The sequence below is a fragment of the Aurantimonas sp. C2-5-R2 genome (assembly GCF_036549495.1).
Lineage (GTDB): Bacteria > Pseudomonadota > Alphaproteobacteria > Rhizobiales > Rhizobiaceae > Aurantimonas > Aurantimonas coralicida_A.
On the sequence record NZ_JAZHLJ010000041.1, the window covers coordinates 1 to 21,121 of the forward strand.

33 protein-coding genes and 1 pseudogene are annotated in these 21,121 nt (G+C 61.9%); 33 read left to right on the forward strand and 1 reads right to left on the reverse strand.

The genetic code is table 11. From position 1 onward, the window contains the following. The 28 genes and pseudogenes from VQ044_RS16020 to rplQ form a co-directional block, all read left to right on the forward strand. Nucleotides 1–95 (forward strand): annotated as a pseudogene (locus tag VQ044_RS16020) (elongation factor Tu); the annotation flags it as partial. Nucleotides 96–259: 164 nt separating this feature from the next. Continuing rightward, a complete protein-coding gene (rpsJ, locus tag VQ044_RS16025; RefSeq protein WP_007066362.1) occupies nucleotides 260–568 on the forward strand; it encodes a 30S ribosomal protein S10 in 309 nt (102 codons plus the stop codon). Nucleotides 569–593: 25 nt separating this feature from the next. After that, a complete protein-coding gene (gene rplC / locus VQ044_RS16030) occupies nucleotides 594–1,322 on the forward strand; it encodes a 50S ribosomal protein L3 (RefSeq protein ID WP_327625617.1) in 729 nt (242 codons plus the stop codon). Next, the gene (rplD, locus tag VQ044_RS16035; RefSeq protein ID WP_327648133.1) at nucleotides 1,322–1,942 is read left to right on the forward strand and encodes a 50S ribosomal protein L4; all 621 of its coding nucleotides are present in this window, start codon (nucleotides 1,322–1,324) and stop codon (nucleotides 1,940–1,942) included. Before rplC ends, rplD begins: the two co-directional genes overlap by 1 nt. Further along, the gene (locus tag VQ044_RS16040; RefSeq protein WP_253965826.1) at nucleotides 1,939–2,232 is read left to right on the forward strand and encodes a 50S ribosomal protein L23; all 294 of its coding nucleotides are present in this window, start codon (nucleotides 1,939–1,941) and stop codon (nucleotides 2,230–2,232) included. Before rplD ends, VQ044_RS16040 begins: the two co-directional genes overlap by 4 nt. 23 nt (nucleotides 2,233–2,255) lie before the next feature. Continuing rightward, a complete protein-coding gene (gene rplB / locus VQ044_RS16045; protein ID WP_327625615.1) occupies nucleotides 2,256–3,092 on the forward strand; it encodes a 50S ribosomal protein L2 in 837 nt (278 codons plus the stop codon). A 12-nt stretch (nucleotides 3,093–3,104) separates the two neighbouring features. Continuing rightward, nucleotides 3,105–3,383 carry a 30S ribosomal protein S19 gene (gene rpsS, locus VQ044_RS16050; RefSeq protein ID WP_206453998.1) on the forward strand — a complete coding sequence of 93 codons (279 nt, stop codon included), beginning with the start codon at nucleotides 3,105–3,107 and terminating at the stop codon, nucleotides 3,381–3,383. Nucleotides 3,384–3,385: 2 nt separating this feature from the next. Beyond that, nucleotides 3,386–3,775 carry a 50S ribosomal protein L22 gene (rplV, locus tag VQ044_RS16055; RefSeq protein WP_327625613.1) on the forward strand — a complete coding sequence of 130 codons (390 nt, stop codon included), beginning with the start codon at nucleotides 3,386–3,388 and terminating at the stop codon, nucleotides 3,773–3,775. After that, entirely contained in the window at nucleotides 3,775–4,479 is a 705-nt protein-coding gene (gene rpsC / locus VQ044_RS16060; protein WP_327648134.1) for a 30S ribosomal protein S3, read from the forward strand. The genes rplV and rpsC overlap by 1 nt, the downstream gene beginning before the upstream one ends. A 26-nt stretch (nucleotides 4,480–4,505) precedes the next feature. Next, nucleotides 4,506–4,919: a 50S ribosomal protein L16 gene (gene rplP, locus VQ044_RS16065; protein ID WP_206454001.1), complete on the forward strand. Its 414-nt coding sequence runs from the start codon at nucleotides 4,506–4,508 to the stop codon at nucleotides 4,917–4,919. A 12-nt stretch (nucleotides 4,920–4,931) separates the two neighbouring features. Next, a complete protein-coding gene (gene rpmC / locus VQ044_RS16070) occupies nucleotides 4,932–5,132 on the forward strand; it encodes a 50S ribosomal protein L29 (RefSeq protein ID WP_206454002.1) in 201 nt (66 codons plus the stop codon). A gap of 10 nt (nucleotides 5,133–5,142) precedes the next feature. Further along, nucleotides 5,143–5,391: a 30S ribosomal protein S17 gene (rpsQ, locus tag VQ044_RS16075; RefSeq protein ID WP_206454003.1), complete on the forward strand. Its 249-nt coding sequence runs from the start codon at nucleotides 5,143–5,145 to the stop codon at nucleotides 5,389–5,391. 62 nt (nucleotides 5,392–5,453) lie between these two features. Then, on the forward strand, nucleotides 5,454–5,822 hold the full coding sequence (gene rplN, locus VQ044_RS16080; RefSeq protein ID WP_206454004.1) for a 50S ribosomal protein L14: 369 nt from the start codon (nucleotides 5,454–5,456) through the stop codon (nucleotides 5,820–5,822). A gap of 14 nt (nucleotides 5,823–5,836) precedes the next feature. Then, a complete protein-coding gene (gene rplX / locus VQ044_RS16085) occupies nucleotides 5,837–6,151 on the forward strand; it encodes a 50S ribosomal protein L24 (RefSeq protein ID WP_206454005.1) in 315 nt (104 codons plus the stop codon). Next, nucleotides 6,144–6,707, forward strand: coding sequence for a 50S ribosomal protein L5 (gene rplE / locus VQ044_RS16090; protein ID WP_327625612.1), 564 nt, complete (start codon nucleotides 6,144–6,146; stop codon nucleotides 6,705–6,707). Before rplX ends, rplE begins: the two co-directional genes overlap by 8 nt. A gap of 25 nt (nucleotides 6,708–6,732) precedes the next feature. Further along, entirely contained in the window at nucleotides 6,733–7,038 is a 306-nt protein-coding gene (gene rpsN / locus VQ044_RS16095) for a 30S ribosomal protein S14 (RefSeq protein ID WP_327625611.1), read from the forward strand. Nucleotides 7,039–7,050: 12 nt separating this feature from the next. Continuing rightward, nucleotides 7,051–7,449 carry a 30S ribosomal protein S8 gene (gene rpsH, locus VQ044_RS16100; protein ID WP_206454008.1) on the forward strand — a complete coding sequence of 133 codons (399 nt, stop codon included), beginning with the start codon at nucleotides 7,051–7,053 and terminating at the stop codon, nucleotides 7,447–7,449. Nucleotides 7,450–7,490: 41 nt separating this feature from the next. Continuing rightward, on the forward strand, nucleotides 7,491–8,024 hold the full coding sequence (rplF, locus tag VQ044_RS16105; protein ID WP_327648136.1) for a 50S ribosomal protein L6: 534 nt from the start codon (nucleotides 7,491–7,493) through the stop codon (nucleotides 8,022–8,024). 8 nt (nucleotides 8,025–8,032) lie between these two features. Further along, nucleotides 8,033–8,395: a 50S ribosomal protein L18 gene (rplR, locus tag VQ044_RS16110; protein ID WP_327625609.1), complete on the forward strand. Its 363-nt coding sequence runs from the start codon at nucleotides 8,033–8,035 to the stop codon at nucleotides 8,393–8,395. A gap of 116 nt (nucleotides 8,396–8,511) precedes the next feature. Continuing rightward, complete coding sequence (gene rpsE, locus VQ044_RS16115; protein ID WP_327625608.1) at nucleotides 8,512–9,066, forward strand: 30S ribosomal protein S5; 555 nt, start codon at nucleotides 8,512–8,514, stop codon at nucleotides 9,064–9,066. Between the two features lie 55 nt (nucleotides 9,067–9,121). Beyond that, a complete protein-coding gene (rpmD, locus tag VQ044_RS16120; RefSeq protein WP_327625607.1) occupies nucleotides 9,122–9,325 on the forward strand; it encodes a 50S ribosomal protein L30 in 204 nt (67 codons plus the stop codon). 114 nt (nucleotides 9,326–9,439) lie between these two features. Beyond that, nucleotides 9,440–9,907, forward strand: a complete 468-nt coding sequence (rplO, locus tag VQ044_RS16125) for a 50S ribosomal protein L15 (protein WP_327625606.1) — start codon at nucleotides 9,440–9,442, stop codon at nucleotides 9,905–9,907. 144 nt (nucleotides 9,908–10,051) lie between these two features. Beyond that, nucleotides 10,052–11,395, forward strand: a complete 1,344-nt coding sequence (secY, locus tag VQ044_RS16130; protein WP_327648138.1) for a preprotein translocase subunit SecY — start codon at nucleotides 10,052–10,054, stop codon at nucleotides 11,393–11,395. After that, complete coding sequence (locus tag VQ044_RS16135) at nucleotides 11,392–12,081, forward strand: adenylate kinase (RefSeq protein WP_327648139.1); 690 nt, start codon at nucleotides 11,392–11,394, stop codon at nucleotides 12,079–12,081. Before secY ends, VQ044_RS16135 begins: the two co-directional genes overlap by 4 nt. Nucleotides 12,082–12,240: 159 nt before the next feature. Then, the gene (rpsM, locus tag VQ044_RS16140; RefSeq protein ID WP_206454016.1) at nucleotides 12,241–12,609 is read left to right on the forward strand and encodes a 30S ribosomal protein S13; all 369 of its coding nucleotides are present in this window, start codon (nucleotides 12,241–12,243) and stop codon (nucleotides 12,607–12,609) included. 84 nt (nucleotides 12,610–12,693) lie between these two features. After that, nucleotides 12,694–13,083, forward strand: a complete 390-nt coding sequence (rpsK, locus tag VQ044_RS16145; RefSeq protein WP_327625603.1) for a 30S ribosomal protein S11 — start codon at nucleotides 12,694–12,696, stop codon at nucleotides 13,081–13,083. 118 nt (nucleotides 13,084–13,201) lie between these two features. Further along, nucleotides 13,202–14,233: a DNA-directed RNA polymerase subunit alpha gene (locus tag VQ044_RS16150; protein WP_327648140.1), complete on the forward strand. Its 1,032-nt coding sequence runs from the start codon at nucleotides 13,202–13,204 to the stop codon at nucleotides 14,231–14,233. 143 nt (nucleotides 14,234–14,376) lie between these two features. Next, nucleotides 14,377–14,802 carry a 50S ribosomal protein L17 gene (rplQ, locus tag VQ044_RS16155; RefSeq protein ID WP_327625601.1) on the forward strand — a complete coding sequence of 142 codons (426 nt, stop codon included), beginning with the start codon at nucleotides 14,377–14,379 and terminating at the stop codon, nucleotides 14,800–14,802. 200 nt (nucleotides 14,803–15,002) lie between these two features. On the opposite strand, the gene VQ044_RS16160 is transcribed toward rplQ, so the two are convergent. Beyond that, nucleotides 15,003–16,814: a putative bifunctional diguanylate cyclase/phosphodiesterase gene (locus VQ044_RS16160; RefSeq protein ID WP_327648141.1), complete on the reverse strand. Its 1,812-nt coding sequence runs from the start codon at nucleotides 16,812–16,814 to the stop codon at nucleotides 15,003–15,005. Nucleotides 16,815–17,090: 276 nt separating this feature from the next. On the opposite strand from VQ044_RS16160, the gene VQ044_RS16165 reads away from it, so the two are divergent. The 5 genes from VQ044_RS16165 to VQ044_RS16185 all read left to right on the forward strand — a co-directional run bounded on the left by VQ044_RS16165 (nucleotide 17,091) and on the right by VQ044_RS16185 (nucleotide 21,120). Beyond that, nucleotides 17,091–18,014, forward strand: a complete 924-nt coding sequence (locus VQ044_RS16165; RefSeq protein ID WP_327648142.1) for an NAD-dependent epimerase/dehydratase family protein — start codon at nucleotides 17,091–17,093, stop codon at nucleotides 18,012–18,014. A gap of 288 nt (nucleotides 18,015–18,302) precedes the next feature. Continuing rightward, nucleotides 18,303–18,434: a hypothetical protein gene (locus VQ044_RS16170; protein ID WP_327648144.1), complete on the forward strand. Its 132-nt coding sequence runs from the start codon at nucleotides 18,303–18,305 to the stop codon at nucleotides 18,432–18,434. A gap of 585 nt (nucleotides 18,435–19,019) precedes the next feature. Continuing rightward, nucleotides 19,020–19,739 carry a UMP kinase gene (pyrH, locus tag VQ044_RS16175; protein ID WP_327648145.1) on the forward strand — a complete coding sequence of 240 codons (720 nt, stop codon included), beginning with the start codon at nucleotides 19,020–19,022 and terminating at the stop codon, nucleotides 19,737–19,739. A gap of 41 nt (nucleotides 19,740–19,780) precedes the next feature. After that, on the forward strand, nucleotides 19,781–20,338 hold the full coding sequence (frr, locus tag VQ044_RS16180) for a ribosome recycling factor (RefSeq protein WP_327625596.1): 558 nt from the start codon (nucleotides 19,781–19,783) through the stop codon (nucleotides 20,336–20,338). Nucleotides 20,339–20,433: 95 nt separating this feature from the next. After that, the gene (locus VQ044_RS16185; RefSeq protein WP_442873119.1) at nucleotides 20,434–21,120 is read left to right on the forward strand and encodes an isoprenyl transferase; all 687 of its coding nucleotides are present in this window, start codon (nucleotides 20,434–20,436) and stop codon (nucleotides 21,118–21,120) included. Nucleotide 21,121: the final 1 nt, after the last annotated feature.

Below are 21,121 nucleotides of genomic sequence, written 5' to 3' on the forward strand. Positions count from 1 at the left end.
TCGTGCCGATCGCGATGGAAGAGAAGCTGCGCTTCGCCATCCGTGAAGGCGGCCGCACCGTCGGGGCCGGCATCGTCGCCAGCATCGTCGAATAAGATACGCGACAAGCGGGCGCGTTGCGGCACGATTGAGTGACGCGCCCGGTTCTTTGCCCGAAGGGGCGAGCGGGGCATGCCTCGCGCCACGTTGGCTGCTTTGAGAAGACAAGCGCTCGGAAAGCGCCGCCGCGCCGGTGGTCTCCGACGAGAGGACGAATGAAATGAACGGCCAGAATATCCGTATCCGCCTCAAGGCGTTCGATCACCGGGTTCTCGATGCGTCGACCCGGGAGATCGTGTCGACCGCCAAGCGTACCGGCGCGAACGTGCGGGGTCCGATCCCGCTGCCGACGCGGATCGAAAAGTTCACCGTCAACCGCTCGCCGCACATCGACAAGAAGTCGCGCGAGCAGTTCGAAATGCGCACCCACAAGCGGCTCCTCGACATTGTCGATCCGACGCCGCAGACGGTCGACGCGCTCATGAAACTCGACCTCGCCGCTGGCGTAGATGTCGAGATCAAGCTCTGATCCGAGCACGGGAAGGATAACGCCCATGCGTTCAGGTGTGATAGCCCAGAAGGTCGGCATGACCCGCGTCTACAATGACGTCGGCGAGCATGTTCCGGTTACCGTTCTGAAGGTCGAAAACCTCCAGGTCGTCGCTCAGCGGACCAAGGAAAAGAACGGCTACACCGCCGTTCAGGTCGGCGCTGGCCTCGCCAAGGTCAAGAATACGACGAAGCCTATGCGTGGCGTGTTCGCCCAGGCTTCGGTCGAGCCGAAGCGCAAGCTCGTCGAGTTTCGCGTTTCGGACGACAACATGATCGACGTCGGCGCCGAGATTACGGCCGAGCATTTCGTTCCGGGGCAGATGGTCGACGTGACCGGAACCTCGATCGGTAAGGGTTTTGCCGGCGCGATGAAGCGTCATAATTTCGGCGGACTGCGCGCCACCCACGGCGTCTCGGTCTCGCACCGTTCGCATGGTTCGACCGGTCAGCGTCAGGATCCGGGCAAGGTCTTCAAGAACAAGAAGATGGCCGGGCACATGGGACAGGTTCGCGTCACCACGCAGAATCTCGAAGTGGTGCGCACCGATCTCGACAAGGGCCTGATCCTGATCCGAGGCGCGGTTCCGGGTTCGAAGGGCGGCTGGATCGAAATTCGCGATGCCGTCAAGGCTTCGCTGCCCGACAACGCGCCGAAGCCGGCCGCGCTGCGTTCGGCCGCCAACGATGGCGCCGCCGCGGAAACCGCGGACGCTTCCGAGGGAGCGGAATAATGGACATTACGATCAAGAGCCTCGATGGCAAGGACGCTGGCACGGTTACGCTGGCGGACGAGATCTTCGGTCTCGAGCCACGCGAGGACATCCTGCAGCGAATGGTTCGCTGGCAGTTGGCCAAGCGCCAGCAGGGTACGCATCAGACGCTCGGACGCGCGGACATCGCGCGCACCGGTGCCAAGCTGTATCGCCAGAAGGGCACGGGTCGGGCTCGTCACGGCTCGGCGCGCGCGCCGCAGTTCCGCGGCGGCGGCAAGGCCCATGGCCCGACCTCGCGCAGCCATGCTCATGACCTTCCCAAGAAGGTCCGGGCGCTGGCACTCAAGCATGCGCTTTCGGCCAAGGCGAAATCGGGCGGCCTCATCGTCGTCGACGAGCTGAAGTCGTCGGAAGCCAAGACCAAGGCGATGATCAAGAGCTTCGCCGGTCTCGGCCTTTCCAACGCACTGATCATCGGCGGCGCCGAGCTGGACACGAATTTCTCGCGCTCGGCCCGCAACATTCCGAATATCGACGTGCTGCCGATCCAGGGCATTAACGTCTACGACATTCTCCGCCGCCAGACGCTGGTTCTGTCTAAGGCTGCGGTCGAGGCTCTGGAGGAGCGGTTCAAGTGAGCGATCTTCGCCATTACGACGTCATCACGAGCCCGGTGATCACCGAGAAGTCGACGCTTCTTTCGGAATCCAACCAGGTTGTCTTCAACGTGCCGCGCACCGCGACCAAGCCGGACATCAAGGCGGCTGTCGAGGCGCTGTTCGGGGTGAAGGTCACCGCCGTCAACACGCTGGTCCGCAAGGGCAAGGTCAAGCGCTTCCGTGGCCGTATCGGCCGCCAGAGCGATCAGAAAAAAGCCGTCGTGACGCTGGCCGAAGGCCAGTCCATCGACGTCTCGACCGGTCTTTGATCGGGACCGGAGGAGCTTAGGCAATGGCACTAAAGAATTTCAAACCGAACACGCCGAGCCAGCGCCAGCTGGTCATCGTCGATCGCTCGGGTCTGTGGAAGGGCAAGCCTGTCAAGCAGCTCACCCAGGGGCTGACTCAAAAGGGCGGACGCAACAACACGGGTCGGGTAACCGCGCGCTATCAAGGTGGTGGTCATAAGCGGACCTACCGCATGATCGACTTCAAGCGCCGCAAGCTCGACATGTGGGCGACGGTCGAGCGGATCGAGTATGATCCAAACCGCACCGCGTTCATCGCGCTGGTCAAGTATGAGGACGGGCAGGTCGCCTACATCCTGGCGCCGCAGCGGCTTGCCGCGGGCGACAAGGTGATTGCTGGGCTCACGGGCGTCGACGTCAAGCCGGGCAACGCGATGCCGCTGTCGGCGATGCCGGTCGGAACCATCGTCCACAATGTCGAGATGAAGCCGGAAAAGGGCGGTCAGATCGCGCGCTCCGCCGGGTCTTACGCTCAGCTCGTCGGCCGCGACTCCGGCCTTGCGATCCTTCGCCTGAATTCGGGCGAGCAACGGCTGGTGCCGTCGTCGTGTTTCGCCACGGTCGGCGCGGTGTCCAACCCGGATCATTCGAACATCAACCTCGGCAAGGCTGGTCGTTCGCGCTGGCTGGGTCGTCGTCCGCATGTCCGCGGTGTCGCCATGAACCCGGTCGACCACCCGCATGGCGGTGGTGAAGGCCGGACATCCGGTGGACGCCATCCGGTATCGCCCTGGGGCAAGCCGACGAAGGGCAAGCGGACCCGCCAGAACAAGGCGACCGACAAGTTCATCATGCGCTCGCGTCATCAGCGTAAGAAGTAAGAGGATTTTTTCATGACACGTTCCGTCTGGAAGGGTCCGTTCGTCGATGGCTACCTTCTCAAGAAAGCCGAGAAGGGGCGCGCGAGCGGCCGCAACGATGTGATCAAGATCTGGAGCCGTCGTTCGACGATCCTGCCGCAGTTCGTCGGCCAGACCTTCGGCGTCTACAATGGGTCCAAGCACATTCCCGTGTCGGTGAACGAGGACATGGTCGGGCACAAGTTCGGCGAGTTCGCTCCAACCCGGACCTATTATGGCCACGGCGCCGACAAGAAGGCGAAGAGGAAATAACGATGGGCAAGGCCAAAGCCGAACGTCGGCTGAAGGATAACGAGGCGAAGGCTGTTGCCCGGACGATCCGTGTCAGCCCGCAGAAGCTCAATCTCGTCGCGCAGCTGATCCGCGGCAAGAAGGTCGGCGCCGCGTTGGCAGACCTGACCTTCTCGCGCAAGCGGATCGCCGAGACGGTAAAGAAGACGCTGGAAAGCGCCATCGCCAACGCCGAGAACAATCATGATCTCGACGTCGATTCGCTGATCGTCGCCGAGGCCTATGTGGGCAAGTCGATCACGATGAAGCGTTTCCATGCCCGCGGTCGCGGTCGGGCGAGCCGGGTCGAGAAGCCGTTCTCGCATCTGACGATCGTCGTGCGCGAGATCGCCGAACTCGAGGAGGCCGCGTAATGGGTCAGAAAATCAATCCGACCGGCTTTCGGCTCGGCATCAACCGCACCTGGGATTCGCGTTGGTTCGCCAACACCGGCGAATATGGCCAGTTGCTCCACGAGGATCTGAAGATCCGCCGCTATCTGCTCGAAGAGCTGAAGCAGGCCGCGATCTCCAAGATTGTCATCGAGCGTCCGCACAAGAAGTGCCGGATCACGATCCATTCGGCGCGTCCGGGCATCGTCATCGGCAAGAAGGGCGCGGACATCGAGAAGCTTCGCAAGAAGCTCGCCTCGATGACCAACGCCGAGACGCACATCAACATCGTCGAGGTGCGCAAGCCCGAGACGGATGCGACCCTGGTCGCGCAGTCGATCGCCCAGCAGCTGGAGCGCCGCGTGGCGTTCCGCCGCGCCATGAAGCGCGCCGTCCAGTCGGCGATGCGCCTCGGCGCCGAGGGCATCCGCATCAATTGCGGTGGCCGTCTCGGTGGCGCGGAAATCGCGCGGACGGAGTGGTATCGCGAAGGCCGTGTGCCGTTGCACACGCTGCGCGCCGACATCGACTATGGCACCGCCGAGGCGAAGACTGCCTATGGCATTTGCGGCGTCAAGGTCTGGATCTTCAAGGGCGAGATTCTCGAGCACGATCCAATGGCGTCCGAACGCCGGCAGATCGAGGGCGACAGTCAAGGTGGCGGTCGTCGCCGCGAACACGCCTGAGCGTTCAGAATTCGGAGTGAACTAAGATGCTGCAGCCAAAGCGCACTAAGTACCGGAAGGCGTTCAAGGGACGCATTCATGGTACCGCAAAGGGCGGAACCGGCCTCAACTTCGGTGCCTTCGGCCTGAAGGCGATGGAACCGGAGCGGGTGACCGCTCGCCAGATCGAGGCGGCTCGCCGCGCGATCACCCGACAGATGAAGCGCCAGGGGCGCGTGTGGATCCGGATTTTCCCGGATCTGCCGGTGACCTCGAAGCCTACTGAAGTCCGCATGGGTAAGGGTAAGGGCTCCGTCGACTATTGGGCGGCGCGCGTTCATCCTGGCCGCGTGGTCTTCGAGATCGACGGGGTCGATGAAGTGACTGCCCGCGAGGCACTTCGCCTCGGTGCGGCAAAGCTGCCGATCCGCACGCGCTTTATCCAGCGCATTGCCGAGTAAGGAGAGTTTGAAGTGAAAGCTTCCGACGTCAAAGCGATGACCCAGGACGAACTCACCGATGAGCTCGGCAAGCTGAAGAAGGAGCAGTTCAATCTGCGCTTCCAGCGTGCCACGGGTCAGCTCGAGAATACCGCCCGCGTGCGCCAGGTGCGCCGCGATATCGCGCGCATCAAGACGATTTCTCGCCATAAGGCGGGCGAGGCCAAGGCCTGAGGACGGAAATATGCCGAAACGCATCCTGCAGGGGACAGTGGTCTCCGATAAGAACGAAAAGACGGTGGTCGTGCTGGTGGAGCGTCGCTTCACCCATCCGCTGTTCAAAAAGACCGTGCGCCGGTCGAAGAAGTACAAGGCGCACGACGAGAACAACCAGTGCAAGGTCGGCGATATGGTCTCCATCGAGGAGACCCGGCCGATCTCGAAGGACAAGAGCTGGATCGTCGTTTCGAACGGCGTGGCAGCAGCCAGTTGATGGATTGGCCGGGACAGTGCGGTTCGGCACGTCCCGGCAGCAAGTTTTGAAGGCGGCCTGACATGATTCAGATGCAAACAAACCTCGACGTCGCGGATAATTCCGGCGCCCGTCGTGTCATGTGCATCAAGGTGCTGGGCGGCTCGAAGCGGAAATATGCCTCGGTGGGCGACATCATTGTCGTTTCCGTCAAGGAGGCCATTCCGCGCGGCCGCGTGAAAAAGGGCGATGTGATGAAGGCCGTGGTGGTGCGTACCGCCAAGGACATCCGCCGCGCCGACGGCTCGGTCATCCGGTTCGACCGGAACGCCGCCGTCATCATCGACAACAAGAAAGAGCCGCTTGGCACGCGTATCTTCGGACCGGTTCCGCGCGAGCTTCGCGCCAAGAGCCACATGAAGATCGTCTCCCTGGCCCCCGAAGTTCTTTAAGAGGAGAGCGGACGATGCAGAAGATCCGCAAGGGCGACAATGTCGTCGTGCTCGCCGGCAAGGACAAGGGCCGGTCGGGTGAAGTGATTCAGATGATGCCGAAAGAGGGGCGGGCACTGGTGCGCGGGGTCAATATGATCAAGCGCCATCAACGCCAGTCCGCTTCCCAGGAAGCCGGCATCATCACCAAGGAAGCCCCGATCCAATTGTCGAACATCGCGGTCGCTGACCCGAAGGACGGCAAGGCGACGCGCGTGGGCTTCAAGACCCTCGACGACGGCACCAAGGTGCGTGTCGCGAAGCGCTCGGGAGAGCAGATCAATGGCTGATACGGAAACCGCTTACGTGCCGCGTCTCAAGCGCGTCTATCGCGAAGAGGTCCGCAAGGCGATGCAGGAAGAGTTCTCGTACAAGAACGAGATGCAGATCCCTCGCGTCGACAAGATCGTGATCAACATGGGCGTCGGCGAAGCTACCGCCGATTCCAAGAAGCCGACGGTGGCGGCCGAGGACCTGGCAAGGATTGCCGGTCAGAAGCCGATCATCACGCATGCCCGCAACTCGATTGCCGGATTCAAAGTCCGCGAGGGCATGCCGATCGGCGCGAAGGTCACGCTTCGCAAGGATAAAATGTACGAGTTCATGGATCGGCTGATCCAGATCGCGCTGCCGCGCGTTCGTGATTTTCGCGGCCTGAACCCGAAGAGCTTTGACGGTCGCGGCAATTTCGCGATGGGCGTCAAGGAGCACATCGTGTTCCCCGAGATCAACTACGACAAGGTCGATCAGATGTGGGGCATGGACATCATCGTCTGTACGACGGCGAAGACCGACGAGGAAGCCCGAGCGCTTTTGAAGGCGTTCAACTTCCCCTTCCGCCAGTAACGGCAGACGAGCAAAGGACGAGACAATGGCCAAAAAGGGCATGATCGAGCAGAACAACCGGCGCATCAAGCTGGTGGCGAAATACGCCGCCAAGCGCGCCGCTCTGAAGGCGATCACCAAGAATGCCGACGCTCCCATGGAGGAGCGTTTTCAGGCGCAGCTCCAGCTCGCGGAACTTCCGCGCAACGGCTCGAAGGTACGTATCCGCAATCGTTGCGAGGTGACGGGCCGTCCGCGCGCCTATTATCGCAAGCTGAAAATGAGCCGCATCGCGCTCCGGGAACTTGGCAACAATGGCCAGATCCCCGGTATCGTGAAGTCGAGCTGGTAAGGAGGTAGCGACATGTCACTGTCTGATCCGCTCGGCGATATGCTGACCCGCATCCGTAACGCGATCATGCGCAACAAGACGACGGTTTCTACGCCGGCGTCGAAACTGCGCGGTCGAGTCCTCGATGTCCTGAAGGACGAGGGCTACATTCGCGGCTACACCCAGACCGAATTCGAGAACGGCAAGTCCGACTTCGAAATCGAGCTGAAATATTACGACAATGGCCCGGTCATTCGCGAGATCGCTCGCGTTTCCAAGCCCGGTCGTCGGGTCTACGTTTCGGCGAAGACCATCCCGCAGGTCGCCAATGGTCTCGGCATCTCCGTCCTTTCGACTCCGAAGGGCGTTATGGCCGATCACAGCGCCCGCGAACAGAATGTCGGCGGCGAGGTGCTCTGTCGCGTCTTCTGACGCGGCAGCCTCGACCCGCAACGAACGGACAGGGTATCGAAATGTCTCGTATTGGTAAGAAGCCGATCGCCGTGCCCGAGGGCGTCACCGCCTCCGTCGAGGGGCAGACGGTCAAGGCTAAGGGGCCGAAGGGCGAACTGTCCTTCGTCGTCAATGAAGAAGTGCTGGTCAAGATGGAGGACGGCGCTGTGGCAGTCGATCCGCGCGACAATTCCAAGGATGCGCGCTCCAAATGGGGCATGTCGCGGACAATGATCGCGAACATCCTCAATGGCGTGAAGACGGGCTTCGAAAAGAAGCTCGAAATCAACGGTGTTGGCTATCGCGCGTCGCTTCAGGGCAAGAATCTCCAGTTGGCTCTGGGCTTTTCGCACGACGTGCTCTATCCGGTGCCGGAAGGCATCCAGATTGTTGTGCCCAAGCCGACGGAAATCGTCATCTCGGGTATCGACCGGCAGCAGGTCGGCCAGGTCGCGGCTGAAATCCGCGGCTATCGCGGCCCAGAGCCCTACAAGGGCAAGGGCGTGAAATACGCGAACGAGACGATCGTTCGCAAAGAAGGCAAGAAGAAGTAGGGCTCGTTATGGCTACCTTGAAGGCAAACCTGCGACGCCGGGCTTCGCGCATCCGCCGCTCGCTGAAGAAGGTGGCGAACGGTCGTCCGCGACTGTCCGTCCACCGCTCTTCGAAGAACATCTACGCGCAGATCATCGACGACGCGGCGGGCCGTACGCTCGCTTCGGCCTCGACGCTCGAGCCGTCGCTGCGTTCGGAGCTGAAGACCGGCGCGGACACCGCCGCGGCTGCTGCCGTCGGCAAGCTTGTCGCCGACCGCGCGAAGGAAGCCGGGGTGAGCGATGTCGTGTTCGATCGCGGCTCGTTCGTCTATCATGGCCGCGTGAAGGCGCTGGCCGAGTCGGCGCGCGAGGGCGGTCTCAACTTCTGAGGCCTGCTCGGTTCGCCCGGACGTTTTCGTTGGGGCGGATCGTATGACCGTTCGGCGGCCGCTTAATGCGGCCGTCTTTTCAAAAGACGCCTCCGGAAAAGAATAAGGAACAGGATATGGCGCCTCGTAACGACAGACGTGACGACCGCGATGACGGTTTCGTCGACAAGCTCGTTCACATCAACCGCGTCGCCAAGGTGGTGAAGGGCGGCCGCAGATTCGGTTTTGCCGCGCTCGTCGTCGTCGGCGATCTGAAGGGCCGCGTCGGCTTCGGCCACGGCAAGGCGCGCGAAGTGCCGGAAGCGATCCGCAAGGCGACGGAAGCCGCCAAGCGCGATCTGATCTTCGTGCCACTGCGCGATGGCCGGACGCTGCATCATGACGTCACCGGCCGCCACGGCGCCGGCAAGGTCATCCTGCGCGCCGCCGAGGCCGGTACCGGCATCATCGCCGGTGGCCCGATGCGCGCCGTCTTCGAGGCGGTCGGCATGCATGACGTGGTCGCCAAGTCGCTGGGATCGTCGAACCCCTACAACATGGTTCGCGCCACCTTCGACGGGCTCCGGAACGCCACCCATCCCAAGGATGTCGCGTCGCGTCGGGGTATCAAATATTCGACCCTTCAGGCCCGCCGCCGGGAAGTCATCGGCGCTCAGGCGGCCGAAGATTGATTGGAAGCGAGCACCTCCTTCGAGGTTCTCGCGCTTTGACTGAAGGAGCCAATCGATGGCCGAAAAGAAATCCGCAGGGTCCACGGTCACGGTCGAGCAGACCGGCAGCCCGGTCCGCCGCCCTGGTGCTCAGCGCCAGACGCTGGTCGGTCTTGGCTTGAACAAGATGCACCGTCGCCGCACGCTGGAGGATACTCCCGCGGTGCGCGGCATGATCGCCAAGGTCGCTCACCTCGTGCGTGTGGTCGAAGAGGCTTGACGAGCGCCGCGGAGCGACGAGCTTCGCGCGAGCGACGAGCCAAATCCCTTTGCCAGAACCTCGACCGCACGCATCGCATCGCGTTGCCGGGATCGAAGTTCCAGGAGAAACAAAATGAAACTTAACGAGATTTCCGACAAGGACGGCGCCACCCACTTGCGCCAGCGCGTCGGTCGTGGAATCGGCTCGGGACGCGGCAAGACCGGTGGTCGAGGCGTCAAGGGTCAGAAGTCCCGGTCCGGCGTCGCCATCAACGGGTTCGAAGGCGGTCAGATGCCGCTCTTCCGGCGCCTGCCGAAGCGTGGCTTCACGAATATTTTTGCCAAGAGCTTCAACGTGGTCTCAGTTGGCCGCATCCAGCAGGCGATCGACGCCGGCAAGCTGGACGCCAAGGGCATGATCGATCTCGCCGCGTTGAAGGCGGCGGGCGTGGTGCGCCGTTCCAAGGACGGCATCCGCCTCCTGGGCGACGGCGATCTCTCGGCGAAGGTTTCTATCACGGTCAACGGTGCGTCGAAGTCGGCGGTTGAAAAGGTCGAGAAAGCGGGCGGTTCGGTGACGACGGCGGGTGCGGGGGCTTAATCGCCCTTCTTGCACACGCCTTCCTCGCCGTTTATCTCTCGTGCTTCCTCGGGGGGAGAGATTTGCTCTCCCCGCTCGAGTGAAGCGGACCGCGCGTGACCGTCTTTCTGCTGACCCGCGGGACAACCCGGAGACAAGTTCGACATGGCATCGGCTGCGGAACAACTCGCCGCTAACTTGAACTTCTCGGCCTTCGCCAAGGCCGAGGATCTCAAGAAGCGCATCTGGTTCACTCTTGGCGCACTGCTTGTTTATCGCCTCGGGACCTATATCCCGATGCCGGGCATCAATCCGGACGCGTTGGCGCAGGCGTTTCAGCAGCAGTCGACCGGCATTTTGGGCATGTTCAACATGTTCTCCGGCGGTGCGGTCGGGCGAATGGCGATCTTTGCCCTCGGCATCATGCCGTATATCTCCGCCTCGATCATCATTCAGCTGATGACGTCGGTCATTCCGTCGTTGGAGCAGCTGAAGAAGGAAGGCGAGCAGGGCCGCAAGATCATCAACCAGTACACGCGCTACGGCACGGTGCTGTTGGCGACCGTGCAGGCGTATGGCATCGCCGTCGGGTTGCAGACGCAGCCGGGGATCGTCGTCGACCCTGGCACATTCTTTCAGATTTCCGCGGTCATTACGCTGGTCGGCGGCACCATGTTCCTGATGTGGCTCGGTGAGCAGATCACCGCGCGCGGCATCGGCAACGGTATTTCGCTGATCATCTTCGCCGGAATCGTCGCCAATCTCCCGTCCGCGATCGCCAACCTCCTGGAGCTCGGCCGGACCGGGGCGCTGTCGACGGCGATCATTCTCCTCGTGATCCTGGTCGCGGTGGTATCGATCGCCGTGATCGTGTTTTTCGAGCGGGCGCAGCGCCGGCTTTTGATTCAGTATCCGAAGCGCCAGGTCGGCAACCGCATGTTCCAGGGCGACACGTCGCACCTGCCATTGAAACTGAACACTGCAGGCGTCATTCCGCCGATCTTCGCGTCGTCGCTGCTGCTGCTGCCGGTGACGATGGCGAATTTTTCCGACACGTCGGCTCTGCCGGGCTGGGCGACGACCATCATCGCGTCCCTCGGCAACGGACAGCCGCTGCACATGTTTCTCTATGGCAGCTTGATCGCGTTCTTCGCCTTCTTCTATACGGCGGTCGTCTTCAATCCGAAGGACACGGCCGACAATCTGAAGAAGCATGGCGGTTTCGTCCCAGGCATTCGGCCGGGTGAGCGAACGGCGGAGTATATCGACTACGTGCTGACGCGCATCACGGTGGTGGGAGCGATCTATCTCGTTCTTATCTGTCTCTTGCCGGAATTCCTGATTTCGGCCGTGGGGGTGCCGTTCTATCTGGGCGGTACGTCGCTGCTGATTGTGGTTAGCGTGACGATGGATACGGTCGCTCAGGTGCAGGGGCATCTTCTGGCGCACCAGTACGAGGGCCTCGTCAAGAAGTCGAAGCTCAGAGGTGGGAGACGGGGAGCCAGATGAGACTCATACTGCTCGGGCCACCGGGAGCCGGGAAGGGCACCCAGGCACAGAGGTTGATCGAGCGGCACGGGATTCCGCAGCTTTCGACCGGGGACATGTTGCGGGCGGCCGTCACCGCCCAGAGTGAAATCGGCCTGAAGGCGAAGGCCGTCATGGATGCCGGGAATCTGGTGTCGGACGATATCGTCAATGCGATCGTGTCCGAACGGATCGATCAGGTCGACTGCGCCAATGGTTTCATTCTCGACGGCTATCCGCGCACGCTGAATCAGGCGGATGCGGTCGAGGCGATGCTCGAGAACAAGGGTCTCGCGCTCGACCACGTCGTCGAAATCAAGGTCGATGACGACATTCTGGTGAAGCGGGTTTCGGGCCGTTTTTCCTGCGCCAACTGTGGCGCGGTCTATCACGACGAAGACAAGCAGCCGAAGGTCGCGGGGGTCTGCGATGTTTGCGGGTCCACCGAGTTCAAGCGCCGTCCGGACGACAACGCGGAAACGATGCGGACGCGCCTTCGCTCCTATTACAGAGATACCTCGCCGCTCGTCGGCTACTATCACTGCAAAGGTACGCTGCGCGGGGTCGATGGCATGCAGCCGATCGATGTCGTGACCGCGAGTATCGAAACCGTTCTCAGCGCCGAACCCGCATCAGGCGGGTATCGCGCTGGACAAGCGGGCGGTTGACTTGTCAAGCCCCGTTGCTCTATAGCCTGCGCCTATTCGCGAATCCTTTGCGATCGGCGCAGGCCTTCGTTCGAGGGCCAGCTTCGGTCGTTTTCGGCCGTAGGGCTCTCATCTTGCATGAGACGGGCTCCCTGCCCATCTAAATCTAGGAGTATCGACGTGGCCCGTATCGCTGGCGTCAACATCCCGAGCAACAAGCGCGTCGTCATCGCGCTGCAGTACATCCATGGCATCGGTTCGACCTTCGCCAAGGAGATCGTGCAGAAGGTCAATCTCGGCGATGAGCGCCGGGTCAATGATCTGACCGACGGTGAAGTGCTGCAGATTCGCGAGATCATCGACCGCGACTATCAGGTCGAGGGCGATCTGCGCCGCGAGACGGCGATGAACATCAAGCGTCTGATGGACCTTGGCTGCTATCGCGGCCTGCGGCATCGTCGCAGCCTGCCGGTTCGCGGTCAGCGGACCCATACCAACGCCCGTACCCGCAAGGGTCCCGCGAAGGCGATCGCAGGCAAGAAGAAGTAATTTTTACACGGCGCGCCCTCTGGGCGCGCTGTTGGTGTAGCCGCCGGCATTACGGCGGTGTGGATATCAAACAGGACTTATTAAATGGCCAAGGAAGCACAACGCGTTCGTCGCCGCGAGCGCAAGAACATCATTTCGGGCGTCGCCCATGTGAGTTCGACCTTCAACAACACGCTGATCACGATCACCGACGCGCAGGGCAACGCGATTGCCTGGTCGTCGGCTGGCGCTCAGGGCTTCAAGGGCTCGCGCAAGTCGACGCCGTTCGCCGCGCAGGTTGCCGCGGAAGACGCTGCCAAGAAGGCGCAGGAGCACGGCATGCGGACCCTCGAGGTCGAGGTGTGCGGACCAGGTTCCGGGCGCGAGTCCGCGTTGCGCGCACTGCAGGCAGCCGGCTTCACGATCACGTCGATTCGGGACGTGACGCCGATCCCGCATAACGGCGTGCGTCCGCGCAAGAAGCGCCGCGTTTGATGCTTTCCGCCGCGTCCTTTTAGGGGGCGGCGTGCGGCCGACAGGAGGGGTTTCACCCTCCGTTATCAGACCTATCGCCACGATTGGATGGTGGCGAGGAAACTGAAAGGCATCCGTCATGATTGCTAGCAACTGGCAAGACCTTACCAAGCCCAACCAGGTGGTGTTCAAGAGCGGCGGCAGCCGTGTCAAGGCATCGCTGACGGCAGAGCCGCTTGAGCGCGGCTTCGGGCTTACCCTCGGCAACGCGCTGCGCCGCGTCCTGCTCTCGGCGCTCCAGGGAGCGGCGATCACCGCGGTCCAGATCGACGGCGTATTGCACGAGTTTTCGTCGATCCCGGGCGTGCGGGAGGATGTCACGGACATCGTCCTCAACATCAAGGAAATCTGCATCGGTATGCAGGGCGAGGGACCGAAGCGCATGGTCGTGCGCAAGCAGGGCCCTGGCGTCGTACGCGCTGGCGACATCCAGACGGTAGGCGATATCGAGGTTCTCAATCCCGAGCATGAGATCTGCACCCTCGACGAGGGCGCGGAAATCCGCATGGAATTTACGGTCAACACCGGCAAGGGTTATGTTCCTGCCGACCAGAATCGGGCGGAAGATGCGCCGATCGGCCTGATCCCGGTCGACTCGCTGTTTTCGCCGGTCAAGAAGGTGTCCTACAAGGTCGAGGCCACCCGCGAGGGGCAGGACCTCAACAAGGACAAGCTGACCATGCAGATCGAGACCGACGGCTCGATCACCGGTGAGGACGCGGTGGCCTATGCCGCGCGCATTCTCCAGGATCAGCTGTCTGTCTTCGTCAACTTCGAAGAGCCGCAGCGTGACCAGCGCGGCGCGGCCGGGGCCGCCGAGGAGCAGATGGCCGAACTGGCCTTCAATCCGGCGCTGCTGAAGAAGGTCGACGAGTTGGAGCTTTCGGTTCGCTCGGCCAATTGCCTGAAGAACGACAACATCGTCTATATCGGCGATTTGATCCAGAAGACCGAAGCGGAGATGTTGCGGACGCCGAATTTCGGCCGCAAGTCGCTGAACGAGATCAAGGAAGTGCTCGCCTCGATGGGGCTGCATCTCGGCATGGAAGTCACCGATTGGCCGCCGGAGAACATCGACGATCTCGCCAAGCGTTACGAAGACCAGTACTAGGACGACGCGCGCCCGGCCGCAGACGCGGCCGGGCGCCACTGCAATGATTCAAAGGAACGGCGGCCTGTCGCATCGACGGCAGGGACGCAAAGATCCCGACCTCCGGCGCCAAGGCGTCGGCATATTTCTCTGAGGAAAACCCCATGCGTCACGCCAAGCGCGGCCGGAAACTCAACCGTACCGCCAGTCACCGTAAAGCGATGTTCGCCAACATGTCGGCGTCGCTGATCATGCACGAGCAGATCGTCACAACCCTGCCGAAGGCAAAGGAACTGCGCCCGATCATCGAGAAGATGATTACGCTGGGCAAGCGCGGCGATCTTCATGCCCGTCGCCAGGCGCTGTCGAAGGTCCGCGACGGCTCCGTCATCGCCAAGCTGTTCGATACGCTGGCGACCCGCTATGCTGATCGCAACGGCGGCTATACCCGCGTTCTCAAGGCCGGTTTCCGCCGCGGCGACAACGCTCCGCTGGCGGTTATCGAGTTCGTCGATCGCGATCCCGAGGCTCGCGGCGCGATCGATCGTGAGCGGATCGAGGCCGAAGGCGAGCAGGAAGACGCCGCCTGATCCTCGGATCGACGCCATGACAGAATGACGAAGGGGCCCGCGTGGCCCCTTTTTCGTGCGTGGCGTCGGCCGCATTTCGCGACTTGCGATTAGGTTCTTCAAGCAGCAACGTATAGTCCTGTGACGCGAGTCCCGACGGCAAATCGCCTTGGCGGGGTGGTCGGCCGTTGTCATATCACGCCGGCGATTGACCCTGGTGGTCACGTTGTGCCCTCTGCTGCAAGAGAGCCGTCGTGCGTGCAGCGGTCGGCAGGCCGAGCGAAATGGAACCCTTGGCCGAGGCGGCATCCGAGCTCCGAGAGCCGTTTCGCCTGAGCAGCACACTCGATTCCCTCGGCGACTGTCCTCATGCCCAGCTTAGCGGAGATATCGATCAGAGCTTCGACGATGACACGGCTGGGGGCGTCGGTCAGGAGGCGGTCGATGAAACTCTTGTCGATCTTGATGACGTCCACCGGGAAACTGAGAAGGTGGGTCAGCGAGGCGAAACCGGTGCCGAAGTCGTCGAGGGCGACAAGCATCCCCTTGTCTCTAAGACGTGTCACCGCTCTCGCGACATCGTGGTTAGGGCCGTCCATGAAAACCGTTTCGGTAACTTCCAAGACCAGATGCTGCAACGAAACCTGTTGGGCATCGAAGGCGGCGCAGATGGTTTGATCGAGGTTTCTGTGCCGAAAATCGGACATCGCGAGGTTCACGCCGACATGCTGGAAGGGGATGCCGTCGTCGAGCCACGTCCGGATATCGGCCGCGACCTGAGACAGCATTTGGTTGGTCAGTCGGTCGGCGACGTGGGGATCGGTGAACGCGTCCGCGAATTCGCCGGCAGACGCGATGCGGCCATCCTTGGTTCGCAGCCGCGCCAAGGCCTCGAGACCGACGATCTGCTCGGTGTCCAGCCGCACGATGGGCTGATAGTAAGTCACGATCCGGTGCTCGGTAAGGGCGAGGGCGATCTCGCGAATGGTTTCAGTTCGTCGCATGACCGAGGTTCGTAGCCCCGGTTCAAACGCCACGTAACCGCCACGGTGGGTTTCCTTGGCATGCAAGAGGGCGAAATCGGCGTTCTGATGTAGGAGATCGGGGCTGTCCCCATCCATTTCTCGGACGACTCCGCCAATGGTCACCTGAGGTGCAATCGTGTTGCCGCGGCATTGAAACGGGTCGTGCATGGCGTCCAAAATGCGCGAAGCGAAATCGCGCAACTCGGCGTGATCGGCAATGTCGTCGGCGAGGACTGCAAACTCATCGCCGCCAATCCGGAAGGTCGAGGCCGAGATCGACGCCACCCGCTCCAATCGGGCTGCAACCTCTCGAAGGACTTGGTCGCCGACGACATGCCCCATTGTGTGATTGATCGTCTTGAGGTGTTCGATCTCGACGAGGAGCAGGGCGAAAGATCTGGACTCATCGGCCACCTTGCTCTCGATGACGGCATTGAAGCGGCGGCGGTTCTGCAGGTTCGTCAGTTGATCGTAACGTCTCAGCTGTTGATTTCTCTGCTGCAGGTGCCACCGATCGATTCCGATCCTCAAGAGACGAACGCAGGTTTCGGCGACCATCCGCTCCTGTCGGGATGGGCTGCGCTCGGTGTGAAAGTACATTGTGAAAAGAGCGACAAGTTGGCCCGTGGGCGCTTTGACAGCGCTTGACCATGATGCCGCCCAGCCGCTGGGCAACGCCAGCTCGGATGGGGGCCGCGGCCTGACGTTCGTCGTTTCCTCGGGATCGCGTGCCGGATTGCCGCCGGTGACGAATTCGGTTCGGTCTAACCAGTCGTCGGGTAGACGAGCAAGGAGGTCCCGATATTGTGTCGGAAGCGAGGGACCCGCATTCGAACGCAGGCGTTGTTTCTCGTTTACGGCTATGATCGAGCACGCAATGTCGGGTGTGAGCGCCTCAACCCGACGGCAGAGGAGAGTAAGGACTGCTTCGAACTCCCCGGCCGCAGCCATGGCGTCCAGAATTTCGATCTGTAGCCCATGCAAGGTCCAGCTCGGATCCGCGGTCATGAGAGGGTACACTCCTAAGTCAGTGAGGCATACTATTAGGTCGAATTTGTTGCAGTTCCTTCTTTTTCGCGGCGACAATTTTCCCGATTTCTCGAAGATCCGCATGTCACTGCGTTTAGTTGTAATCTGAAACCATAATTTTTCGCAAGTTTTTTCACGGCTCCAAGGCGGAAAACGCATGTCCGATCTCGTGCTTCTCACCGGCATTTCCGGTTTCATTGCCAAGCAGGTCGCCCTGGAGTTGCTGGCGGCGGGCTATCGGGTGAGAGGGGGACCGTGCGCTCCGCTGGCAAGGCCGCGTTCGTCCGGGACACGCTGGAAAAGGCCGGAAGGGCTGTCGACCGGCTGGAATTCGTCGAGGCGGATCTGACCCAAGATAACGGCTGGGATGCCGCTGTGGCCGGATGCCGCTTCGTCGTGCATACGGCCTCGCCGTTTCCCGCGAGGCAATCCAAGGATAGATATGCGTTGGTGCCAATCGCCAGGGGCGGGACGCTCCGTGTCGTCGAGGCCGCTTCCAGGGCGGGCGTCGAGCGAATTGTTCTGACCTCCTCGGTGGCAGCGATCTATTACGGCCACGGCGCAAAGCGAGGGGCGCACTATTCGGAAGCGGACTGGTCCAATGTCGAAAGTTCGGACATTTCCGATTATGCGGTCTCGAAGACGGAAGCCGAAAGGGCGGCCTGGAAGGCCGTCGAGGCGGGCGGCCCGGAACTCGCCGTCGTCAACCCCGCCTTCGTACTCGGTCCGCTGCTCGATCGGGAGACGGGCACCTCGGCGGACCTGATTCGGACGATGCTCATGGGGCGGCTCCCGGCCGTGCCGGACATCACCTTCGGCATCGTCGATGTTCGCGACGTCGCCCGCGCTCATCTCCAGGCCATGACCGTACCCGATGCGGCGGGACGACGGTTCATTCTGTGCGGCGGCTCATTGTCGATGATGGAGATCGGTCAGGCGATCGCGCTCGCCGACCCGTCCGCCGGCAGCCGGATGCCCAAGCTGGTGCTGCCGGATTTTCTGGTGCGCACGATCGCCGTCTTCGCCGCACAAGCCCGCGCGGCCGTGCCCGAACTCGGGCGCCGGAAAACTCTCGCGACGAAGGCCGCCGAACAAACGCTCGGAATCGATTTCCGCCCACCGGGTGAGGCCATCGCCGCCATGGTTCGGAGCCTAAAGCAACTTGGCCTCGCCACGTGAAACCCGGTTTCGGAGATGGGTAATTCCGGTCGCAGTCATTAACCATGCGATGGCCGAATTTTGGAACTGTGGCGCAATTGCCATCGAAAGCCCCGCAAACCCGTGCGATAGGGGGGCCGGCCGCTATGCGGAAGAAAATTCGTCGAAACCGAGGCAACCAATCGCGGCTTGGAGACTTTTGTTTCCAAGACTGTGGGCAACCCACGCGAATGTAGCAAAATTTACGCGGAAGAAACTAGTTCGATGAATGATGCAATCACCATGAACAACTCGTCGGGACGGCCTTCCATGCGCAGAACCCTGCTCACGCTCCTGGGCGCGACCGCTGCTTTCGGAATTCTGACCGCCAGCTACGCCACCGCGGAACTCCCCGAGCAGGCCCCCGCGGCGACGATTATCGGCACTGTGGATCTTCGGTAGGATTGTTCCTTTCGACCCTCTGGATTGGTGAAAAAGGGGGCCTTATGGAGGCCCGCCAGAGTGCTGACAGACCCCGCCGATTTCGGCGGGGTTTTTGTTTGGGTTGCGAAGTTTGTCCGATCGGGCCGGCAAGACGGCGCCGGTTGGGCGTGTCGGCTCAGCTCATGCGGGGGGCGGCGTTGCGGTGAGCGCCATCGCGATCTTCTTGATGTTCTGGGCGGCGGCCGCGCGGAGGCACCGGCTGGAGACGTACCATGTAGCTGCCGCTCCTTCGAGACCGGCGAAAGCGTCACCATCTCGATCGCTGATTGCTCGCGGACCAGTTTCTTCAATACAGCCAAGTGCATCAAAAACCCCCGGCCAGTGCCAGGGGTATCTCAGCAGTCTGGCGGGCGGCCGCTTCACAAGCGGGCGCCCTTATTGTATCGCATCCTCGAATTGGCGCACCCGCCTCATGGGGCCGCCAAGAATTCCATGAGCCTTGCCATTCGGCGGCGAGGCGTCTCCCATACTCGTTCCGGCGAGGCCCGGCGCGTCTTCATCGCTGCGCCTTCAGGTTCTCCGCGGACGCAAGCAAGGTGATCGATGACAACCGAAGTCCGGTATCAGCGAGTTCTTCTCAAGGTCTCCGGTGAAGCGCTGATGGGTTCCCAAGGCTTTGGCATCGATGTCGCAGTGGCCGATCGCATCGCCGCCGACGTCGCCGAAGCGCGCGCCTTAGGCGTCGAGATTTCCATCGTCATCGGCGGCGGTAACATCTTCCGTGGCGTTGCGGTGGCCTCGAAGGGCGGCGACCGGGTGACGGGCGATCACATGGGCATGCTGGGTACCGTCATCAACGCCCTGGCGCTCAGGACCTCGCTCATCAAGATGGGTGTCGAGACGATCGTCCTGTCCGCCATCGCCATGCCCGAGATTTGCGAAAGTTTCTCCCAGCGAACCGCGCTGGCGCATCAGGCCGCGGGCCACGTGGTCATCTTCGCCGGCGGCACCGGCAATCCGTTCTTCACCACCGATTCCGCTGGCGCCCTGCGTGCCGCGGAAATGGGCGCGAACGCTTTGTTCAAGGCTACGCAAGTCGATGGTATCTACTCCGCCGACCCCAAGCACGACCCCGACGCCGTACGCTACGACCGGCTGACCCATGACGCCGTCCTGCAAAAAGGTCTGGCTGTCATGGACGTCGCCGCGGTTGCTCTGGCGCGCGAAAATCATATTCCGATCGTCGTCTTCTCCATCCACGAGAAAGGCGAATTCGCCAGGATTCTGTTGGGCGGCGGCCGCGCGACGATCGTCACGGACTGAGTTTCTTTTACGCCCGCATAGCCGAGAAAGAGGAAAGCAAGATGGCCGACATGGATTTCAACGAACTGCAGCGCCGCATGGACGGCGCCGTCGCCAGCTTGAAGAGCGATCTCGGCGGCCTTCGGACGGGTCGCGCTTCGCCGAGCCTGCTCGATCCGATCAGCGTCGAGGCTTACGGTTCGCAGATGCCGATCAATCAGGTGGCCAACATTTCCGTCCCCGAACCACGCATGATCAGTGTATCGGTGTGGGACAAGCAGATGGTCGGCAAGGTCGAGCGGGCGATCCGTGAGAGCAATCTCGGTCTCAACCCCGTCACCGACGGCACGACGCTCCGTATTCCGTTGCCGGAACTCAACGAGCAGCGGCGCAAGGAGTTGGTCAAGGTCGCCCATCAATATGCCGAAAGCGCCAAGGTTGCGGCCCGCCATGTACGTCGGGACGGCATGGAGGTGTTGAAGAAGATGGAAAAGGATGGCGATATCGGCCAGGACGAAAGCCGGCAGATGTCGGACCGGGTTCAGAAAATGACCGACGACATCATTTCCGATATCGACAAGGTGCTTTCCGGTAAGGAAGCCGAGATCATGCTGGTCTAAGCTCAAGCGATAACGCGCCGAACGACGGGCGCGCGGCGAACCCAACAGGGAAAGGCGGGATCACGGTGCGGCATCTCCAACACGTCGCCATTATCATGGACGGCAACGGCCGCTGGGCACATTCGCGCGGCTTGCCGCGCAGCATGGGCCATCGCCGCGGCGTCGAGGCGGTGCGCGAGGCGGTGCGCGCGGCTGGCGAACTCGGCATCCAGTATCTGACCCTGTTCGCCTTCTCGTCCGAAAACTGGCGCCGCCCACAGGATGAAGTCGCCGAGTTGATGGGATTGTTGAAGCATTTCATCCGCCGCGACCTTGCGGATCTCCACAAGGAAGGAGTCCGCGTGCGCGTCATCGGCGCGCGGGACAATTTGACGGACGACATCCGCGCACTGCTCGATGAGGCCGAGAGCTTGACCCGCGACAACCAGCGCCAGACGCTGGTTGTCGCTTTCAATTACGGGGCGCGGGACGAAGTGGCGCGCGCGATGCGGCGGATCGCCGAGAAGTTCGCGGCGGGAGAGGTGCCACTGGAAGCGCTCACGCCCGATTACCTTGACGCGCATCTCGATACCGCGGGCATCCCGGACCCCGATCTGATCATTCGCACCAGCGGCGAGATCAGATTGTCGAATTTCCTGCTCTGGCAGGCCGCCTATTCGGAGTTCGTGTTCCTGCCCTGCCTGTGGCCCGATTTCGACCGCAAAGCCTTCGAGGGTGCGATCGAGGAGTATTTCAGCCGCGATCGTCGCTACGGTGGCCTGTCCCGCGAAATCGCTTCCTGAG